Source organism: Salinarchaeum laminariae, assembly GCF_023204835.1.
Taxonomy (GTDB): Archaea; Halobacteriota; Halobacteria; order Halobacteriales; family Salinarchaeaceae; genus Salinarchaeum; species Salinarchaeum laminariae.
This window is the reverse complement of the sequence record NZ_CP096270.1, coordinates 1,200,281-1,217,240: the sequence shown is the minus strand read 5'-3', so window position 1 is coordinate 1,217,240 and position 16,960 is coordinate 1,200,281. Positions and strand designations below refer to the sequence as shown.

The 16,960-nt window shown below is 65.5% G+C and carries 19 protein-coding genes; 11 read left to right on the top strand and 8 right to left on the bottom strand.

All coding sequences use genetic code 11. From position 1 onward, the window contains the following. Nucleotides 1–28: 28 nt before the first annotated feature. Together phoU and pstB are read right to left on the bottom strand one after the other, a co-directional pair. Nucleotides 29–709 carry a phosphate signaling complex protein PhoU gene (phoU, locus tag MXF70_RS05520; protein WP_248518005.1) on the bottom strand — a complete coding sequence of 227 codons (681 nt, stop codon included), beginning with the start codon at nucleotides 707–709 and terminating at the stop codon, nucleotides 29–31. Nucleotides 710–793: 84 nt separating this feature from the next. Next, nucleotides 794–1,690 (bottom strand): phosphate ABC transporter ATP-binding protein PstB, encoded by an 897-nt coding sequence (gene pstB / locus MXF70_RS05515; protein ID WP_259370420.1) that lies wholly within the window; start codon nucleotides 1,688–1,690, stop codon nucleotides 794–796. A gap of 241 nt (nucleotides 1,691–1,931) precedes the next feature. On the opposite strand from pstB, the gene MXF70_RS05510 reads away from it, so the two are divergent. Further along, nucleotides 1,932–2,930 (top strand): phosphate uptake regulator PhoU, encoded by a 999-nt coding sequence (locus MXF70_RS05510; RefSeq protein WP_248518003.1) that lies wholly within the window; start codon nucleotides 1,932–1,934, stop codon nucleotides 2,928–2,930. A 121-nt stretch (nucleotides 2,931–3,051) separates the two neighbouring features. Here MXF70_RS05510 and MXF70_RS05505 read toward each other — a convergent pair whose 3' ends face one another. Together MXF70_RS05505 and MXF70_RS05500 are read right to left on the bottom strand one after the other, a co-directional pair. After that, nucleotides 3,052–3,252, bottom strand: coding sequence for a DUF7981 family protein (locus MXF70_RS05505; protein ID WP_248518002.1), 201 nt, complete (start codon nucleotides 3,250–3,252; stop codon nucleotides 3,052–3,054). Next, nucleotides 3,253–3,630: a RidA family protein gene (locus tag MXF70_RS05500; RefSeq protein ID WP_248518001.1), complete on the bottom strand. Its 378-nt coding sequence runs from the start codon at nucleotides 3,628–3,630 to the stop codon at nucleotides 3,253–3,255. A 151-nt stretch (nucleotides 3,631–3,781) separates the two neighbouring features. Here MXF70_RS05500 and MXF70_RS05495 point away from each other — a divergent pair, with 151 nt between their 5' ends. From MXF70_RS05495 to minD, 3 genes are all read left to right on the top strand, one after another. Beyond that, nucleotides 3,782–4,027, top strand: coding sequence for a ferredoxin (locus MXF70_RS05495; RefSeq protein WP_248518000.1), 246 nt, complete (start codon nucleotides 3,782–3,784; stop codon nucleotides 4,025–4,027). A gap of 62 nt (nucleotides 4,028–4,089) precedes the next feature. Then, the gene (locus tag MXF70_RS05490) at nucleotides 4,090–5,268 is read left to right on the top strand and encodes an inorganic phosphate transporter (protein ID WP_248517999.1); all 1,179 of its coding nucleotides are present in this window, start codon (nucleotides 4,090–4,092) and stop codon (nucleotides 5,266–5,268) included. 120 nt (nucleotides 5,269–5,388) lie between these two features. Further along, nucleotides 5,389–6,150, top strand: a complete 762-nt coding sequence (minD, locus tag MXF70_RS05485; RefSeq protein ID WP_248517998.1) for a MinD/ParA family ATP-binding protein — start codon at nucleotides 5,389–5,391, stop codon at nucleotides 6,148–6,150. A 52-nt stretch (nucleotides 6,151–6,202) separates the two neighbouring features. On the opposite strand, the gene argS is transcribed toward minD, so the two are convergent. Next, nucleotides 6,203–8,014 (bottom strand): arginine--tRNA ligase, encoded by a 1,812-nt coding sequence (argS, locus tag MXF70_RS05480; protein ID WP_248517997.1) that lies wholly within the window; start codon nucleotides 8,012–8,014, stop codon nucleotides 6,203–6,205. Between the two features lie 156 nt (nucleotides 8,015–8,170). Here argS and MXF70_RS05475 point away from each other — a divergent pair, with 156 nt between their 5' ends. Beyond that, entirely contained in the window at nucleotides 8,171–9,376 is a 1,206-nt protein-coding gene (locus MXF70_RS05475; protein WP_248517996.1) for an outer membrane protein assembly factor BamB family protein, read from the top strand. Nucleotides 9,377–9,427: 51 nt separating this feature from the next. Here the strand turns inward: MXF70_RS05475 and MXF70_RS05470 are convergent, their stop codons facing one another. Further along, nucleotides 9,428–9,850 (bottom strand): universal stress protein, encoded by a 423-nt coding sequence (locus MXF70_RS05470; protein ID WP_248517995.1) that lies wholly within the window; start codon nucleotides 9,848–9,850, stop codon nucleotides 9,428–9,430. A 98-nt stretch (nucleotides 9,851–9,948) separates the two neighbouring features. On the opposite strand from MXF70_RS05470, the gene twy1 reads away from it, so the two are divergent. The 6 genes from twy1 (at nucleotide 9,949) to fer (ending at nucleotide 14,818) form a co-directional block, all read left to right on the top strand. Continuing rightward, nucleotides 9,949–10,941 (top strand): 4-demethylwyosine synthase TYW1, encoded by a 993-nt coding sequence (gene twy1 / locus MXF70_RS05465; RefSeq protein WP_248517994.1) that lies wholly within the window; start codon nucleotides 9,949–9,951, stop codon nucleotides 10,939–10,941. Nucleotides 10,942–11,152: 211 nt separating this feature from the next. Next, complete coding sequence (locus MXF70_RS15490) at nucleotides 11,153–11,842, top strand: GNAT family N-acetyltransferase (protein WP_445677852.1); 690 nt, start codon at nucleotides 11,153–11,155, stop codon at nucleotides 11,840–11,842. Nucleotides 11,843–11,872: 30 nt separating this feature from the next. After that, nucleotides 11,873–12,442 (top strand): DUF5810 domain-containing protein, encoded by a 570-nt coding sequence (locus MXF70_RS05450; protein WP_248517993.1) that lies wholly within the window; start codon nucleotides 11,873–11,875, stop codon nucleotides 12,440–12,442. Between the two features lie 21 nt (nucleotides 12,443–12,463). Then, a complete protein-coding gene (locus MXF70_RS05445) occupies nucleotides 12,464–12,877 on the top strand; it encodes a DUF5809 family protein (RefSeq protein WP_248517992.1) in 414 nt (137 codons plus the stop codon). 380 nt (nucleotides 12,878–13,257) lie between these two features. Continuing rightward, nucleotides 13,258–14,184 carry a D-2-hydroxyacid dehydrogenase gene (gene ddh / locus MXF70_RS05440; RefSeq protein WP_248517991.1) on the top strand — a complete coding sequence of 309 codons (927 nt, stop codon included), beginning with the start codon at nucleotides 13,258–13,260 and terminating at the stop codon, nucleotides 14,182–14,184. A gap of 244 nt (nucleotides 14,185–14,428) precedes the next feature. After that, entirely contained in the window at nucleotides 14,429–14,818 is a 390-nt protein-coding gene (gene fer, locus MXF70_RS05435; RefSeq protein WP_248517990.1) for a ferredoxin Fer, read from the top strand. Nucleotides 14,819–15,289: 471 nt separating this feature from the next. On the opposite strand, the gene MXF70_RS05430 is transcribed toward fer, so the two are convergent. Continuing rightward, on the bottom strand, nucleotides 15,290–15,535 hold the full coding sequence (locus MXF70_RS05430; protein ID WP_248517989.1) for a hypothetical protein: 246 nt from the start codon (nucleotides 15,533–15,535) through the stop codon (nucleotides 15,290–15,292). Nucleotides 15,536–15,630: 95 nt separating this feature from the next. Further along, on the bottom strand, nucleotides 15,631–16,884 hold the full coding sequence (locus MXF70_RS05425) for a hypothetical protein (RefSeq protein ID WP_248517988.1): 1,254 nt from the start codon (nucleotides 16,882–16,884) through the stop codon (nucleotides 15,631–15,633). Nucleotides 16,885–16,960 lie beyond the last annotated feature (76 nt).

The window sequence follows — 16,960 nt, the reverse complement described above, 5'->3', positions numbered from 1 at the left end:
GGGAACCCTCCGAAAAAAAAGGTGGGCTCTAGTAAATGAGCTCGTCGTCGCTCTCGACCATGTAGAGCGTCCGCGCGGAGATGTTGACGGCGTGGTCGCCGACGCGTTCGAGGTCGCGAATCGTCAGGAGGAGCCGGGAGACGTCCTGCATGATGGCCTCAATCTCGGACTGAGGCGGATCGGGGCCGACCTCGCGCTCGATGAGGTCGCGGACGACGGTCTGGCTGGCGCGTTCACACAGCTCGTCGATCTCGTCGTCGCGATCGGAAATGTCGAAGCAGGCGTCGGTGTCCTCCTCGGCGTAGGCCATCATCGCGTCCTCGACCATGGCGATGACGGCGTCGCCGAGTGACTGCACGTCGACGTCGGGGTACCGGTCCTGGTCGGCGTCCTCGGCGTAGCCCGCGAGGTTGGTCGCGAGGTCGCCGATCCGTTCGAGGTCGGTGATGACCTTGAACGACGAGGCGATGAATCTGAGGTCGCCTGCGACGGGCTGCTGGAGCGCCAGCAGGTCGATGCAGTCCTGTTCGAGATCCAGATAGAGCTGGTTGATCTCGTGGTCGCCCTCGATGACCGTGCGTGCGAGCTCCTCGTCCTTGCGGTCGAGGGCGTCGAGCCCGTCGCGGAGCCGCTCGAGGACGAGCTCGCTCATGTACAGTACGTCGTCGCGGAGGTCGTCCAGTTTCTCTTGATAGGATTCTCGTGCCATAAGGGAGGCTGCGTCAGTGAGGTTTGTTAGCCTTTCCGTGAGCCGGTACCCATCTGCGCTGCTCGGAGCTGGTCGGTGGGTCGGTCACCCGAACTTGCCGGTGATGTAATCCTCGACGCGATCGTCGTTGGGGTTCTCGAAGATCGTCTGCGTGTCGTCGAACTCGACGAGCTCGCCGCCGGTGAGGAAGACGGCGGTCTTGTCGGAGATCCGCGCTGCCTGCTGCATGTTGTGCGTCACGACGACGACGGTGTAATCCTCGGAGAGCTCCTCGATGAGGTCCTCGACCTTCGAGGTCGCGACGGGGTCGAGCGCGCTCGCGGGCTCGTCCATCAGGATGACCTCTGGGTCGGGCGCGATCGCTCGGGCGATACAGAGGCGCTGTTGTTGGCCGCCGGAGAGGTCGAGGCCGGAGGAGTCGAGCTGGTCCTTGACCTCGTCCCAGAGCGCGGCGCGTTTGAGTGCTTTCTCGACGGCCGCGTCGACGTCGACGTCCATGTCCTGAACCTCGAGGCCGTAGGCGACGTTGTCCTTGATCGACTTGGGGAAGGGGTTGGGCTTCTGGAACACCATCCCGATCGTCCGTCGGAGGGCGACGGGATCGACGTCCTCGTCGTAGACGTTCTTCCCGCGGAACCGCAACTCGCCATCGACGGTACAGCCGTCGATCAGGTCGTTCATCCGGTTGATACAGCGCAGAAAGGTGGATTTCCCACAGCCGGATGGGCCGATGATCGCCGTGACCCGGCGCTCGGGAATCTCCATCGTGGTCGGTTTGAGCGCCTGCTCGTCGCCGTAGTGCACCTCCAGATTCCGGGACTCGATGACGGTGTCGGATCTCACGGTGGATCCGCCGTCTCCCCCCGTCGAGACCGTGGTATCGATGAGAACGTCGTCTTCGTCGTCGGGAGTGCCCGACGCGTTCTGCTCCGTTCCCCCATCGTCCGCCTCGGCGGCCGTCGGTGGTGCTGTGTCGGTCATGACTGGATGCAGCGCGGGGTTCCCCGCCTCGCCGCGGAGTCGATCCGCTCGGTCAGATTTTGCGTCCATTGCTCTAAATATGCTACTATGATCCCTCCGTATGCATATATAGTGAGATATACCACTACCCCAGTCGACGTACCAGAGAGCGTCTATTCGACGTATTATCGCGCCATACACGGGATAGGTCGCGCTATATATGATCGGTTGTACTTATGTATCTCCAGTCTAAGCTGGAGGCATGGAGACGCGAAAGGTCCAGCTCACCGGGGGGTCGACGTTCACGGTCTCCCTCCCCAAAGAGTGGGCGACCGAGAACGGCGTCGAGGCGGGGAGCGAGGTCGAGTTCCACCACGAGTCCAACGCGCTCGTGTTGACCCCACGGCGCGAGTCCGGGAGAACAGAGGGAACGCTCGACGTCAGCGGGCTCGAGGGCGAGCGACTGACGCGGGCCGTGATGACGATGTACGTCAGCGGGTTCGACGTCATCACGCTGCAAGGCGACTCGATCTCGGCCGACCAGCGACAGGCGATCCGGGACGCTGCCCAGGGGCTCGTCGGCGTCGAGGTCATCGAGGAGACGAGTGATCGGGTCGTCGTGCAGGACCTGCTCGACTCCTCGGAGCTGTCCGTCGACAACGCCGTCACGCGGATGCGGCTCATCGCGCTCGGCATGCTGGAGGACGCGGTATCGGGGCTCCTCGAGAACGACGACGACGTCGCCGCGAGCGTCGTCGACCGGGACGACGACGTGGACCGGCTCTGGTTCGTCGTCTCACGCGTGTTCCGCGCAACGCTCCGGTCGCCGAGCGCGACGGAGGAGCTCGGACTGCCGCGGGAGGTCTGTTTCGACTACCACTCCAGCGCCCGGCAGCTCGAACGCATCGCCGACCACGCCGCGAAGATCGCCCAGTTCTCGAAGCAACTCGAAGAGATCGACGACGACGTGGCGACGGCGCTGACCGAACTCCACGACGACGCCGCAGACGTCATCGACACTGCGATGGACGCACTGCTCGAGGACGACAGCGACCGATCGACGGAGCTCGCCAGGGAGGCGACGGACTCGATCCTCGCCATCGACCAGCACGCACGGCACATCGACGACCTGCTCCGGGAGCAGGATCCACAGGAAGCCCAGCACCTCGGGCTGATCGTCGACTCGCTCTCGCGAAGCGCGGACTACGGCGGCAACGTCGCCGAGACCGCACTGCAGAACGCAGCGCCGAAACCACCCTGAGGCCCGCGAGCGAAGCTCTTCGGTCGGTCGTCAATCGTACCAGCCTGCCGAACCGCAATCGGCAGCGGCAGCAGTCACAGTACCAGTCACGGCCGCCCGATCCACCACGTTCTCCAGGGACTCACTCCATCGCCACCAGCAGCCGACGTTCCGCGCGCGGCGTGAGGACCGCCGAGGCGACGCCGGCGCCGATCATCCCACCGACGAGGACGGCCACGTCGACCGTCCCCGATCCGACGATGGCGTACCCCTGATAGAGCACGCCGAAGGCGAGCGCGCCGATCAGTCCCCAGAGCAGGGCGTGTTTGCGAGCCGGCTCCATTCAGATCGCCGCGATGGCCTCGATCTCGACGCCGGCCCCCTTCGGGAGCGCGTCGACGCCGACGGCGCTTCGCGCGGGTGGTTCGCGCTCGAAGTACTCGGCGTAGGCCTCGTTCATTTCGTCGAAGTCCTCGATGTCGTCGAGATAGACCGTCACTTTGAGCACGTCCTGGGGCTCCGCGCCGCCCTCGGCGAGCACGGCAACGAGGTTGTCCAGTGCCTGCTCGGTCTGGGCGGCGATCGGCTCGCCGTCGAGGAGTTCACCGTCCGGCGTCAGCGGGATCTGGCCCGCAGTGAAGACGATATCTTCGGTTCGAGCGCCCTGGCTGTACGCGCCGACCGCCTCGGGCGCGGCGTTGGTATCGATGATGTGCTTCACGTCCGGCAATCGGGCCGGTCCGGCCTTAACGCTGGTGCGGGAACACTGCCCGTGGAGATCGGGACCGGACCGTCAAGCGGGACCGGACCGCGACGTGCAACGAGAACTGGCGGTCGCCACGCCTATGGTCACCTCCCGCCAACCGGCTGGTATGCGCGTGGAGTACGATCGCGAAATTTGTATCGGCATGTTCCAGTGCGTCGCGGAGTGGGACGCGTTCGAGGAGGATCAGGACGCGGGCAAAGCCGTGCTCGCTGACGCCGAAGAGACGGAAGAGGACCTGTTCGTTCGAGAGGTGCCCGAGGGCGCCGAGCTCGACGCGAAGTTCGCCGCGCGAGCCTGCCCGGTGGACGCAATCGCGATCTACGACGACGATGGCGAGCAACTGATTCCCTGAACGCGGGCAGATCGCGTCCGGCAGACGGGCCACTTAACAGCCTTCCGCGGCTGGTATCTATCGTGCCAGAAGCGCTCCTGATCGTCGGGCTGCTCGTCGCCGTCTTCGTCGGCTACAATATCGGGGGATCGACGACCGGCCCCGCGTTCGGCCCCGCAGTTGGTGCCGGCGTGATCTCGAAGGCGACCGCAGCCGCGCTGATGTCCGTGTTCTTCTTCGTGGGCGCGTGGACGATCGGCCGGCGCGTCGTCGACACGCTCGGGAGCGATCTCGTCGGCGATCCCGGCGTGTTCACGCTGGAAGCGAGTATCGTCGTATTGTTGTTCATCGGGCTGGCGCTGTTCGTCGGCAACTACGCCGGGGTCCCCGCGTCGACATCGATGACTGCCGTCGGTTCGATCGCCGGCCTCGGCGTGGCCACTGGCGAGCTCCAGTGGACGGTCATGGGCGAGATCGTCACCTGGTGGATCGTCGCGCCGGTCGTCGGCTTCTGGGTCTCAGGCGTCATCGGCCGGTACGTCTACCCCACGCTCAACAAGTGGGTCGCGCTGCACAGCACCGAGGGCGCGTTGGTAGAGGTGGACCGCTCGGGGGCGATCCCACGGCCCGTCCGTGGGCCGAACACCTCCGACAAGGAGATCGCCGGCGCGACCGTCGTCGTCTTCATCGGCTGCGTGATGGCCTTCTCTTCGGGAACGTCGAACGTCGCGAACGCGATCGCACCGCTGGTCGGCAGCGGCGAACTCGAGATGAACCCGGGAATCGTCATCGGCTGCGTCGCGGTCGCGATCGGTGCGTTCACCATCGCGCGGCGGACCCTCGACACGCTGGGCAACGACATCACCGACCTGCCGCTGACGGCCGCGATCGTCGTCGCGACGGTCAGTTCCGCGATCGTCGTCGCGCTCTCGCTGCTGGGAATCCCCGCGAGCTTCGTCGTCATCGCGACGATGTCGATCATCGGGCTCGGCTGGGGCCGGGCGACCCGCTCCGTGACCGTCTCCGAGGTCCGGAAGGGCGAAGAGTCGCCGCGGGTCTCCGTCGGCGCGCTCGCGGCGGACGAGCCCGGCGAGGCGGCCCCCGAAATCGGCGAGGAGGGCCCCGAGGACATTCCGCAGGCCTCGGACCTCTTCGACCCCGAGACGACCGGACGAGTCATTCTCATGCAGAACGTCGTCCCGCTGCTCTCGACGGTCGGGGCGTACGCCGCGTTCACGGTGCTGTACACCTTCTGGTGGTAGCTCCTCCCGCGGGCGCAACGGCGGCCAGTACACCCCAAACAGTTGGCTGGTCGAAGGGAGATCGGCAGTCGATCGTGCCGGCATTTATTAGGGATCCCCACCCGAATCAGACACGAACCGATGACCGAGCAGCACGTCTTCGCGGTCGCGAGCGGGAAAGGCGGCGTCGGGAAGACCACGACGGCCGTCAACGTCGCGACGGCGATCGCCGGCGGAGGCTTTCGCGTTGCCGTCGTCGACGCCGACCTCGGCATGGCCAACATGTCCGGCCTCATCTCGCTGGATCCCGGCGACGCGACGCTCCACGACGTGCTCGCCGGCGAGGCCCCGGTCGAGGACGCGACCTACGAGGTCGCCCGGGGCATCTTCGCGATTCCGTCCGGCGAGGAGCTCGACAGCTACGCCAAGACGGACGCCCGCGGACTCGGCGACGTCGTCGAGGATCTCCGCGGGCGCTTCGACTACGTCTTCCTCGACGTGGGCGCGGGGATCAGCCACGAGACAGTCCTCCCGCTGGGCGTCGCCGACGGCGTCATCCTGATCGCGACGCCGGAGCCCGCCGCGATCAACGACGTCGGCAAGACCATGGATCTCGTCGAGCGATCGGACGGCGAGGTGCTGGGGCTCGTGATGACGCGAACCCGCGCCACGGACGCGATCGACCCTGAGGACGCCGCGGAAGACCTGAGCATCGACCTGCTGGGGACCGTTCCCGAGGACGCCGCCGTCCGGGGCAGCCTCTACGCTGGCGTACCACTCGTCGTCCAGAATCCCGAGAGCAAGGCCTCGATCGGCTACCGTCGGATCGCCGCACAGCTCGCGGATCGGACCGAGGCGACCCAGCCCGCGACCGGCAACGCCGCGAGTCCCGAAGACGAGTGACGCTGGGCGGTCCCGTGACGGAGTGATCGCGACAGGACCGCAGCAGCCGTGCTTACATCGAGTCGGGAGCGGCGACGCCGAGGACGTCCAGCGCGTTCGCGAGCGCCGTCCGCGCGGCGACGACGGTGCCGAGGCGAGCCTGCTGAAGCTCGCCCTGCGCGTCGAGCACCGGGCAGGAGCGGTAGAAGGCGTTGAAGCGGTCGGCGAGCTGGCGGACGTAGGTCGCGACGACGTGGGGTTCGAGATCGTCAGCTGCCGCCTCGACGACCGAGGGGAGCCGCGCGATCGTGAGCAACAGGTCGCGAGCGGCCGGCTCCTCGAGGACGGCGGCATCGACGGCGCTGCCGTCCGGAATGTCGACACCTGCAGAGCGAGCTTCGTCCAGGATCCCACAGCACCGGGCGTGGGCGTACTGGAGGTAGGGTGCGGACTGGGCCTCGAAGTCCAGGGCACGCTCCCAGTCGAAGGTGATCGTCTTGGTCGGCTGTTTGCTGACGATGTCGTATCGCACCGCGCCGATGCCGACCTGTCGGGCGATCCGATCGACGTCCGCCTCGGTCAGGTCGTCGTCGCGGAGCCGCTCGGCAGCGCGAGACTCGTACTCCTTGCGGGCGCGCTCGACGGCCTCGTCGAGGAGATCGTCGAGGTCGATGCCGGTGCCCTCGCGGGTGCTCATCCCCTCGCCGCCGGGGAGATTGACCCACGAGTAGTGGATCGAGTCGAGCCGATCCGTGTCGTTGCCGAGCAGGTCGAGCGTCGCCTGGAGCTGTTCGGCCTGGAGCTTGTGGTCCTCGCCGAGCACCGTGACGGCGCGGTCGTAGGTGTCGAACTTCCACTCGTGGTGGGCGATGTCACGGGTCGCGTAGAGGCTGGTACCGTCGGATCGCTGGAAGACGAACTGCTTCTCGATGCCAAACTCGGAGAGGTCGAGCTGCCAGGCTTCCTCCTCGTAGACGGCCTCCTCGAGGGCCTGCATCCGCTCCATCAGCGCCTCGACGGAGCCGTCGAACATGAACCGGGTCTCCTTGACGAACTCGTCGAACTCCGCGGGCAGGCGGTTGAGCGAGTCCTGCATCCCCGAGAGCACCGTATCGACGACCTCGGTGGTGCGCTCGTAGGTGTCCTCGTCGCCCGCCTCCAGGCCCTGCATGATGGACTGAATCTCGTCTTCGGCGGCCTCGATGGCAGCCTCGTCGGCGTCGGGGTGGTCGCCGTCGAGGAAGGCGTTGCCGATGCGGTAGTAGCGTACGAGATCGTAGTCGGGTTTGTCCCGCTCGGGGTCGGCGTAGCCGGCGTCGGCGAGGTCGTCCTCGTCGAAGGTTTCGTAGGCCCAGGTGAACGTCGCGATCTGCCGGCCGGCGTCGTTGACGTAGTAGTGGACGTCGACGTCGTAGCCGGCGTAGTCCAGGAGCCGGGCGATCGAGTCGCCGATGATCGGGTTCCGGGCGCGCCCGACGTGGACCGGACCGGTCGGGTTCGCCGAGGTGTGCTCGACGACCATCGTCGTGTCGCGGTCGGGGAGGGCACCGTAGTCGTCCTCGCTGGCAGCGGCCGCGATCGTTTCCGAGAGATACGCCTCGGAAGGGACGACGTTCACGTAGGGGCCCGCCGGCTCGATCCGGTCGACGTAGGTCAGATCGGCACAGTCGTCGGTCTGGTCCTGAATCGTCGCAGCGATCTCGCCGGCGACCTGAGGCGGCGGTGCGCCGGCCTCGCTCGCGAGTCGGAAGGCGACGCTGGAGGCCAGCACGGCGTCGACGTCCTCGGGCGGCTCCTCCAGTCCCAGATCGCCCGTCGGGTACCCCTCGGCGTCGAGGGCCGCCTCGATGGCCTCGGCGGCCTCCGCGCGAAGCTGTCTGAACATGGAGAGCGGTACTTCCGGGGCCGGTTTGAGGCTGTCGGCATGGGCGCGACGGCGTCACTGGCGTTCCGTCGTCGGAGCGGACGGCGGGGCAACGAACTGCTCGGCAGTGCCCCACCTTTCGGTGTGCTTATTGATTCTCGAACGGCTGTCGAACCTATGCAACGGCCCAGCCGACGCGACCTGCTGATTGCGGGCAGTAGTCTCCTTGCCGGCTGCTCCAGGCTGCCAGGGGACGGCGATGTCGGAGGGAGTGAGTCGGAGGGCGACGATACCGGAGGAGTCGAATCGGAGAGCGACGAGTCCCGTGGAAGCGGACCGGAGATCACCGAGCGGTACCCCTCCTGGCAGTACGACTGGCAAAACTCCGGGGCAGCGGTCGACGTCAGCGCTCCGCAGCAACGACCGTCGCTGCTCTGGGAGCGTGAGATCGGGCCAGGAAACGGTGGGGCAACGCCAGTGATTGCGGACGGGACGGCGTTCGTGGGGAACGGCGACAGTTCCTTTTACGCGCTCGACGCTGCTTCCGGGGAGCCGAACTGGACCGCGGGGACCGGCAAGTGGATCCACTCGACCGCCGCGATCGACGGGGAGTTCCTCGCGTTCGGCTGTGACGATTTTCGAGTCCGCGCGTTTCACACCGACGGCACCGAGCGCTGGACGTACACCGCCGACTTCGAAATCTCGTCCGATCCGGTGTTGACCGACGAGCTGGTCATCGTCACCGATACCGACGGGCTGGTGTACGCGATCGAACGGGAGACGGGGGACGCCGCCTGGACCCGAACGCTCGAAACGGACTCGTCGGGCCATATGTACTCTCCGGCCCTGGGACCGGAACGGCTCTACGTTGGCAATCACGACACGACGTGGGCACTCTCACCGGACGATGGCAGCACCGTCTGGAGCACCGACGACGACCGGCCAGTCGGCGGATCACACGCCGTCGTGGACGGGCGGATCGTCGGAGTGACGTTCGCCGGCTTTGGCGAGGAGCGGGGGACCGTGCACGCCCTCGACCCCCAGACTGGAGCGGTCCAGTGGTTCCACGAGCTCGACCAACAGTATCCGAGCGACGCTGCCGTCGTGGAGGAGACCGTCTACGTCAGCGATCCCGACGGGCTCGCCGCCCGTTCGGCGTCCGACGGAACCGTCAAGTGGCGCGTTCAACTCGGCGGGGGCTGCGGTACGCCAGTCGTCGCCGACGGGACGGTGTACGTCGGTTCGAGCAGTGGCATTCACGCCATCGACACGGACGGGACCATCCGGTGGAAGACGGACGCCGTGACGGGCGACGCCGGTATCGCGATCGCCTCGGGGACGATCTTCACGAAGCAGGAGGAACGGCTCTACGCGCTCCAGTAACGAAGCGACCGTTCGAGTGCATCGGCACTGCTCGTCGGCTGGCCGCCCGACTCACTCCTCGCGGGAGCCGGTCACGACCACCGGCAGCGAGGTCTCTCGGATGACGTCGAGTGCGACCGAGCCGAAGACCGCTTTTCCAACGGCCGAACGCTCCCGGCCACCGACGACGATCGACTCGAAATCGCCCTCCTCGGCGGCCGAGACGATCCGCTTCGAGGGATCGCCGCTGTCGTCGCGAATCTCGATCTCGACGCCCGCCTCCTCGAGACGCTCGGTGGCCCGACGTACGGCCCCGACGCGCGTCGCCGTGTTGAAGCGCTTGTGCTCCTCGGGAACGTCGCCCGTCGTCTCGTCGAAGACGAAGAGGATCGTCGCCGACACCGACTCGGCGGCGTCGGGGAGGTCGGCGACGTGGTCGGCCTGGGCTGTGGCCCGGGATTCGTCCGTGTCAATAGGTACCAACACTCGGTACATGACGTCTCCTACGGAGACCCCGTCGAAAAGTCCACCGACGAGTGTTTCAGCGACGGACGACCGCCGGCGTTTTGGGGGTCGGGGCCGTCGCCGACGATATGAGCGACGGGCCCAAGCAGGTTGACGATCCCGACTACCACAGCGTCAATCACACGGCGGCCCAGACCTGCGGCTGGACCAAGAACGCCCTCAACGGTGAGGGCACCTGCTACAAGCACGCCTTCTACGGCATTCGATCACACCGCTGCATCCAGATGACGCCGGTCGTCAAGTGCAACGAGCGCTGCGTCTTCTGCTGGCGCGACCACGCCGGCCACGCCTACGAGCTGGAGGGCGTCGAGTGGGACGACCCCGAGGCCGTCGTCGACGCCTCGATCGAGCTCCAGCGCGAACTGCTCAGCGGCTACAAGGGCAACGACAACGTCCCGACCGAGCGCTTCGAGGAGGCGGTCGAGCCACGCCACGTCGCAATCTCACTGGACGGCGAGCCGACGCTCTACCCCTACCTGCCCGAGCTGATCGAGGCGTTCCACGACCGCGGACTGACGACGTTCCTCGTCTCCAACGGTACGCGCCCGGAAGTGCTCGCTGAGTGTGACCCGACGCAGCTCTACGTCTCCGTCGACGCGGCGGATCGCTGGACCTTCGACCAGACGGTGAAAGCCGTCGAGGACGGCGCCTGGGAGAAGCTGATCGACACGATGGACGTGCTCGCAGAGAAAGAGGAGACCAGAACGGTCCTGCGCACGACGCTCGTCGACGGCCACAACATGCGCGATCCGGACTGGTACGCCGCGTTCTATCGGCGCGCGGATCCGGACTTCGTCGAGCTGAAAGCCTACATGCACGTCGGGCACTCTCGCGGCCGGCTCGACCGCTCGAATATGCCCGAGCACGAGGCGGTCGTCGACTTCACGCGAGAGATCGGCGAGCACCTCCCCGAGCACGACGTACTGAAGGATCGCCCGCCGTCCCGCGTGGCGCTGCTCGCTCGCGAGGAGGAGACCTGGGTGCCGAAGCTGCAGGCTGACTCCGCGTTCTGGGACGAGGCGGCCGACGACGAGGAGCGCGCCGACGTCGCCGGCGACTGATCGCCGGCTGGCCACGGGTGCCGATCCGTTGCCATCCCCCTGCCCAAACCACCCTACGTACGGACGTCGTCTCTGTGGTCGAGAGATCCCGACCCAGCCCCAGCTCTCGCTCGCGATGGTGCTCGTCGTCCCGTCTGCGGCCGGGTTCGCTACCGCAGTGACTGTGCGACCACCGCTGGCTCTTTAGTTCGCGACACCCAAGGTACGGGTCGTGACGGTCGCTCCAGACGCCGACGGTATCCGCGTCCGCCATGTCGAGCGGGCGGACCTGCTCGCCGTCCACCGCATCGAGCGAGCGGCGTTTCCCACGCCGTGGCCGTTCGAGGCGTTCGAGCGCTTCGTGGAGGCACCGGGATTTCTCGTCGCCGTCGAGGCGCCAGAGGACGCGGTCGCACCCAGCGCAGACGGCGGCGCGGGAGAGCGAGCGACCGAGAACGCACCCGGCGACGGGGATGCGGTCGACGCTGCAGATGCGATCGACGGTGCGGACGCAATGGGGAGTACGGGCGCAATTAACGAGGCGGAGGCCGACAGTTGGGACGCCGCCGACGCTGGTCAGAACGAGGAGGGGAAGGAAGCCCCGTCGAACGTGATCGACGACGGCGGCGTCGTGGGCTACGTCGTGGCGGAGGTGACACCTAACCACGGCCGGGCGTTCGGCCACGTCAAGGACCTCGCAGTGCATCCCGACCACCGCCGGCGAGGGATCGCGAGCACGCTCCTCGAGCGTGCCATCGTCACCGTCGCCGGACATGGCGCAGCGTCCGTGAAGCTGGAGGTCCGCGAGGACAACGATCCCGCGCGAACGCTGTATCGGGAGTTCGGATTCTCCCCGATGCGCAGACGCGAAGGGTACTACGAGGACGGGGAGGACGCGCTCGTGCTCGCCCGGGAGCTGTAACTTTTTGCCTGGCCGGAGCGAGGCCCAGACATGGCCTACGTCTGCCCGGTCTGTGAGACGCTCGCCCCCGACGGCGAACATCTCGCCCACCATCTCGCGATCGTCGCGATGACCCGGGGCGGCGAGCACGAGGACTGGCTCGACGCGAACGCCGGACCGTCGGCAGGCGACCACGCGGAGGACTGGCGCGAAGCGAGCCCCGAGGACCTCGCGAGCATCGCACTCGACCACGCGGAGTCGGTCGAACACGATCTCGTCGACGAGAGCGCCGGCGACCATCCCGACGCGGGACACCACCACGGCGAGTCACACGATCACGGCCAGAGCGGCGGTCGAGGGGGCCAGCCAGGCGGTCGAACGGGCGGCGAGGCCCAGAGCGAGGATGCCGCGGCCGTGCTCGCCGAAGCGCGAGAGATCACCGAGCAGATGCTCGACGACGGTGAGGAGACGGACGGTGCGGACGGCGAGGGCGACGGACGCGACGAGGAGAACGGAGGCAACGGATGCGGCGATGGCAACGAGGGAGGCGAGGACGGCAAGCGCGAGGAGGGAGACGAGAGAATCGATGGCGAGGCGGCCGAAACCGACAGCGACGAGTAGCCCCACGCGCCACCATCGCCCATGGAGACGACCGGACGGCTCGCGCCGACCGATCCAGCGGACGCCCGAGCAGCCTACGAGGAGCTTGCGACGCCGGCCTCCGTCGTGACGAAAGAGGTCGCCCGAGCGCTGGAGATCGAGGAGTTCCAGGACCGCGTCTCGCCGGAGGTCATCGTGACCGCCCGGGACGCGATGTTCGCCTCGTATCTCACCGTGTCCGTCGGGACGCAGGAGGCCTTCGAGGAGTGGCGCGAGAGCTACGACGGCGAGGTCGTCGTATCCGGGAACGACGCCGTCGACAACGTCGTCTGGCACGAGTTCGACGGCACCGCGCTCGCCGCGACCTTCCACGAGGAACAGGACGCGGCCGTCGCGACCGTCCGCAGGCAGGCGTTCAATCGGTGTTATCGCGAGCTGTTCTACCCCGACGAGTAGCGGTTTCGTCGAAAACGGTTCGCTGTCTTTGGGAGCTCTTTCGTGCGATAGTGGGTGGGTTGAGCCAGCACGGACGATATCGACGCGACCGCCACCGACAGCCCGGAAGCCCCCTCCCGCTCGCGCCCGCTCACTCGTTGCGCTCCTCGCTCGGTCGCTTCGCTCCCTCGCTGTGGTGCTTACGTCGTCAGCGAACGCGAGCGGTCGGCCCCTTCCAGTCCCACCCGCGGTTCGTTCAGCCGAGCGGACGCAAGACGAAGCCGATCGGAGCGCGCTCCCGCTGTCCGGGATTTCGAGCGTGGAGTATCGGCCCCAACGGGAGAGCCCGAACCGTTCGACTGCCAGTTCCATTTTATAGTTCCCGACCGCACGTCCGGACGATGAAGCTGGGCATCCACGAGTCGGTCGAGGCGGTGTTCCCGCCCGCGGAGCTACGAACCGCCCTCGACGACGCCGACGGGGTCGAGGCCGAGCTGATTGGAGACGATCCCATCGCGCTGGGCGCCTGCGACGGCGTCGTCACGTTCGCCTACCGCGAGTACTTCCTCGACGCAGTCGAGTGGGTCCACTCGATCCAGGCGGGCGTCGATCGGTTCCCGCAAGCCGAGTTCGAGGCCGAGGGCATCACGCTCACGAACTCCACCGGCATCCACGGCGAGAGCGTCGGCGAGACGGTCCTCGGCTACATGACGGCGTTCGCGCGAAACCTCCACGCGTACCGCAGCGCCCAGGAGCGATCGGAGTGGGCAGATCCGGAGTGGGACCGCCCATTCACGCTCGACGGCGAATCCGTTTGCGTGGTCGGCCTGGGAACGATCGGGCAGGGCGTCGCCGAACGCGCGACCTGGATGGGGATGGACGTTCGGGGCGTCCGGCGCACGCCGGACCCGGTGCCGATCGTCGACGAGGTATACGGCCACGAGGGGCTCCACACGGCGCTGATGGACGCCCGATTCGTCGTACTCGCGGTGCCGCTGACGCCGTCGACCCGCCGGATGATCGGCCCCGCGGAGCTGGCCGCGATGGACGACGATGCATACCTGATCAACGTCGCTCGCGGTGGCGTCGTCGTTCAGGACGCGCTCGTGAGCGCGCTGGAGGACGACCAACTCGCCGGCGCCGCACTCGACGTGTTTCAGGAGGAGCCACTTCCGGAGGAGTCGCCGCTCTGGGAGATGGACGAGGTGATCGTGACGCCGCACTCGGCTGCACGGACGCGGGACTACTTCCGCGACATCGCCGACATCGTCCTCGACAACGTCGAGCGGCAGGCGGACGGGCTGACGCTACGGAACCAGATCGTCTGAGCCCGGCTGCACGTACGGCTGCCCACTGTCGGCGAGAAGGACCCGGCGTCGACAGCGACGCGGGACGTTCTGATGATATACGACCACGACTGCCGATGGCCACCGCCCCTGTCGTCGGCGTTCCCGCCCTGAATCCCGCGAACTACTAGCCGTCCAACCCCTGCACAAGTGTTACCGGGGAAGTGGACGCCCGTTCAGGGGTGAACAGCAAGGTTGAACAGTGCGGACGAAGAATTTCCGGTTGATGCCTACCGTAGAATACCTCAACTACGACGTGGTGGACGACGAGGGCTGGGACATGTACGACGACGACGTCTTCGGCGAGGCCGCCGATATGGACCTCTCGGACGAGGACTACGGCACCCTCGACGTGAACGAAGGCGAGTACATCCTCGAGGCCGCCGAGGCCCAGGGCTACGACTGGCCGTTCTCGTGTCGTGCCGGCGCCTGTGCGAACTGCGCCGCCATCGTCCTCGAGGGCGACATCGACATGGACATGCAGCAGATCCTCTCCGACGAGGAGGTCGACGACAAGAACGTCCGCCTGACCTGCATCGGCAGCCCCGCTGCCGACGAGGTCAAGATCGTCTACAACGCCAAACACCTCGACTACCTGCAGAACCGCGTCATCTAACGTACAGCGTTCGACGTACGTTTAACAATTTTGTTAAAATAACGAGTTCGTTAGGCGCAATTATTTTTGGACACGGGATAGAGGCGCTCTATCCCCATTCCAGCTAAATAGCAGAAACTGCGGTCAGAATAATTGCTGAGCAACTGGAATACCCCACGAGAAAACGTTGACTGAACAGGTTACGTAGGCAAGCCGGGATTGACTGCAACGCCTCCACGCCGGGCGTTGATCATCCAATTGCGATATTCCACACGCCATGTGGAATATCGCACATGGGCAGAATGGACGCGCTGGCGTCGCGGTCAATGTCGTCTGCTCACGGCCATACTGCTTGATGCGTCGCTGCGCTGAAGTGCCTGCATCACTTCGTCCGTACCATGTTCGACGGCGTCGGCGCACGGCAGCTGGCGATCCTGCTCCTCGGGTTCAGCATGATCACGATCGGTGTGATCGGGCTGCTCGCCGCGTAACCTACTCCTCCTCGTCCTGCAGGAATCCGCTCGCGTCTAGATCCATGGCCGCCTCAAACCCTTCCCTCTCCTCGTAGATCTCACACAGTATTTCTCGGAGTTCCTCGTCGGTGTGCTCCTCTTTGAGGTCTTGCGGGAGGTTCTCCTCAATGTCCTTCAATTCCTCGCCGAGCGCGTGTTTGTCGATCATCGTGCCCTCCCGCTCCACTGTGATTTCCTCCTCTAACTCTTTGAGCTCTTCCTCCACTGGTTCCTCGTCAATCGCGTTTTCGGCGTCAAACCGATCTCCCTGAGCGTGGCGAATTACTCTGCGCAGAGCGATTAGGCACGCGATTTCCTCTTTTACGGATTTTCAATTACCACGCTCGGTTCTTCCGGCCACAGATCGGATTCCAGATTAGCTTCATTTTCCACCCTGACCATAGAGAAGTAATATTCTCCGCTCGCCGCATCGTCCGGCACGACGTACGTCCACGTTGTTTCCCAAACGCCAGGTTCGGTTTCGGTGAAATCTGTCCCTTGACCGCCGCCGTACAAACTGCCGTTCGGCCCGTCCAGCCCGATATGCAGCCAATCTACAGCGACGTTCGATTCTGCAGTCACGGTTAACTGCAGCTCAGTTCCATCCGCTACAGCAGCCGTGTTGAGTGTGACATCGACCAGTTCTGGTTTCTCGGGGCTCGAATCGGTTTGAATTGTAACGCTCGGTTCTTCCGGCCACAGCTCGGACTCCAGATTCGCTTCGTTTTCTACACGGACACGGGAGAAATAGTATTCCCCGCTTGCTGCACCGTCCGGCACGACGTACGTCCACGTTGTTTCCCACACTCCATCCTGGATTTCCGTGAACTCGGTTCCTTGACCGCCACCGTACAAACTGCCGTTCGGCCCATCTAACCCGATGTGTAGCCAATTTACAGGAATGTCCGACTCGGCAGTAACCGTTAGTCGGAGCTCCGTGCCATCACTCACGTCAGCAGTAGTGAGCGATACGTCCTGTAACGAGGGCGGTTCCTCAACGGTGTTCGTCTCGATCGTTGTACTGGGCTGCTCTGCCCAGGCATCAGACTCCAGATTCGCAGCATTCTCCACCCGAATCTCAGAAAACGTGTATTCGCCACTGGCTGCGTTATCCGAAACGGTGTACGTCCACTGAGTCTCCCACACCCCTTCCTCAACCTCGTCAAACTCCCATTCCTGCCCGCCGCCGTACAAACTGCCGTTCGGCCCGTCTAATCCGATGTGTAGCCAGTTCACGGTTACGTCGGACTCGGCGGTGACTGTGAGTCGGAGTTCTGTCCCGTCGGCCATGTCACCGGTTTCAAGCGTTACAGCTGTTATCTCCGGCAGATCGGCTGTATTTCCGTCGGTAGAACCATCGGATGATCCGTCCTCGTCCGAACTGTTCTCCGGTGAATCTGGGGGAGTGTTGTTCCCATTCGATTCGCCAGGGTTGGTTCCGTTCCCGGCTTCATCATCGCCTGCGTCCGTACCGTCGTCCTGTGAGATGCAACCGGCGAGACTGAGCGCACCAGTAATCGTAACGAATTCTAGAAACTCACGACGACGAGCCACTATGCCTTCAAGTAATGCCACCGTCCCTATAATTCTACGGGGATACAAACTTCCAGTTTGATCCGCGGCTGAATTTGACCTGTGCGGATCGTGTTTG

Bases quoted from the DNA above. Each gene is read 5' to 3' on its own strand.
- phoU (WP_248518005.1), bottom strand. From the start codon at position 709: ATGGCACGAGAATCCTATCAAGAGAAACTGGACGACCTCCGCGACGAC.
- pstB (WP_259370420.1), bottom strand. From the start codon at position 1,690: ATGACCGACACAGCACCACCGACGGCCGCCGAGGCGGACGATGGGGGA.
- MXF70_RS05510 (WP_248518003.1), top strand. From the start codon at position 1,932: ATGGAGACGCGAAAGGTCCAGCTCACCGGGGGGTCGACGTTCACGGTC.
- MXF70_RS05505 (WP_248518002.1), bottom strand. From the start codon at position 3,252: ATGGAGCCGGCTCGCAAACACGCCCTGCTCTGGGGACTGATCGGCGCG.
- MXF70_RS05495 (WP_248518000.1), top strand. From the start codon at position 3,782: ATGCGCGTGGAGTACGATCGCGAAATTTGTATCGGCATGTTCCAGTGC.
- minD (WP_248517998.1), top strand. From the start codon at position 5,389: ATGACCGAGCAGCACGTCTTCGCGGTCGCGAGCGGGAAAGGCGGCGTC.
- argS (WP_248517997.1), bottom strand. From the start codon at position 8,014: ATGTTCAGACAGCTTCGCGCGGAGGCCGCCGAGGCCATCGAGGCGGCC.
- MXF70_RS05475 (WP_248517996.1), top strand. From the start codon at position 8,171: ATGCAACGGCCCAGCCGACGCGACCTGCTGATTGCGGGCAGTAGTCTC.
- MXF70_RS05470 (WP_248517995.1), bottom strand. From the start codon at position 9,850: ATGTACCGAGTGTTGGTACCTATTGACACGGACGAATCCCGGGCCACA.
- twy1 (WP_248517994.1), top strand. From the start codon at position 9,949: ATGAGCGACGGGCCCAAGCAGGTTGACGATCCCGACTACCACAGCGTC.
- MXF70_RS05450 (WP_248517993.1), top strand. From the start codon at position 11,873: ATGGCCTACGTCTGCCCGGTCTGTGAGACGCTCGCCCCCGACGGCGAA.
- MXF70_RS05445 (WP_248517992.1), top strand. From the start codon at position 12,464: ATGGAGACGACCGGACGGCTCGCGCCGACCGATCCAGCGGACGCCCGA.
- ddh (WP_248517991.1), top strand. From the start codon at position 13,258: ATGAAGCTGGGCATCCACGAGTCGGTCGAGGCGGTGTTCCCGCCCGCG.
- fer (WP_248517990.1), top strand. From the start codon at position 14,429: ATGCCTACCGTAGAATACCTCAACTACGACGTGGTGGACGACGAGGGC.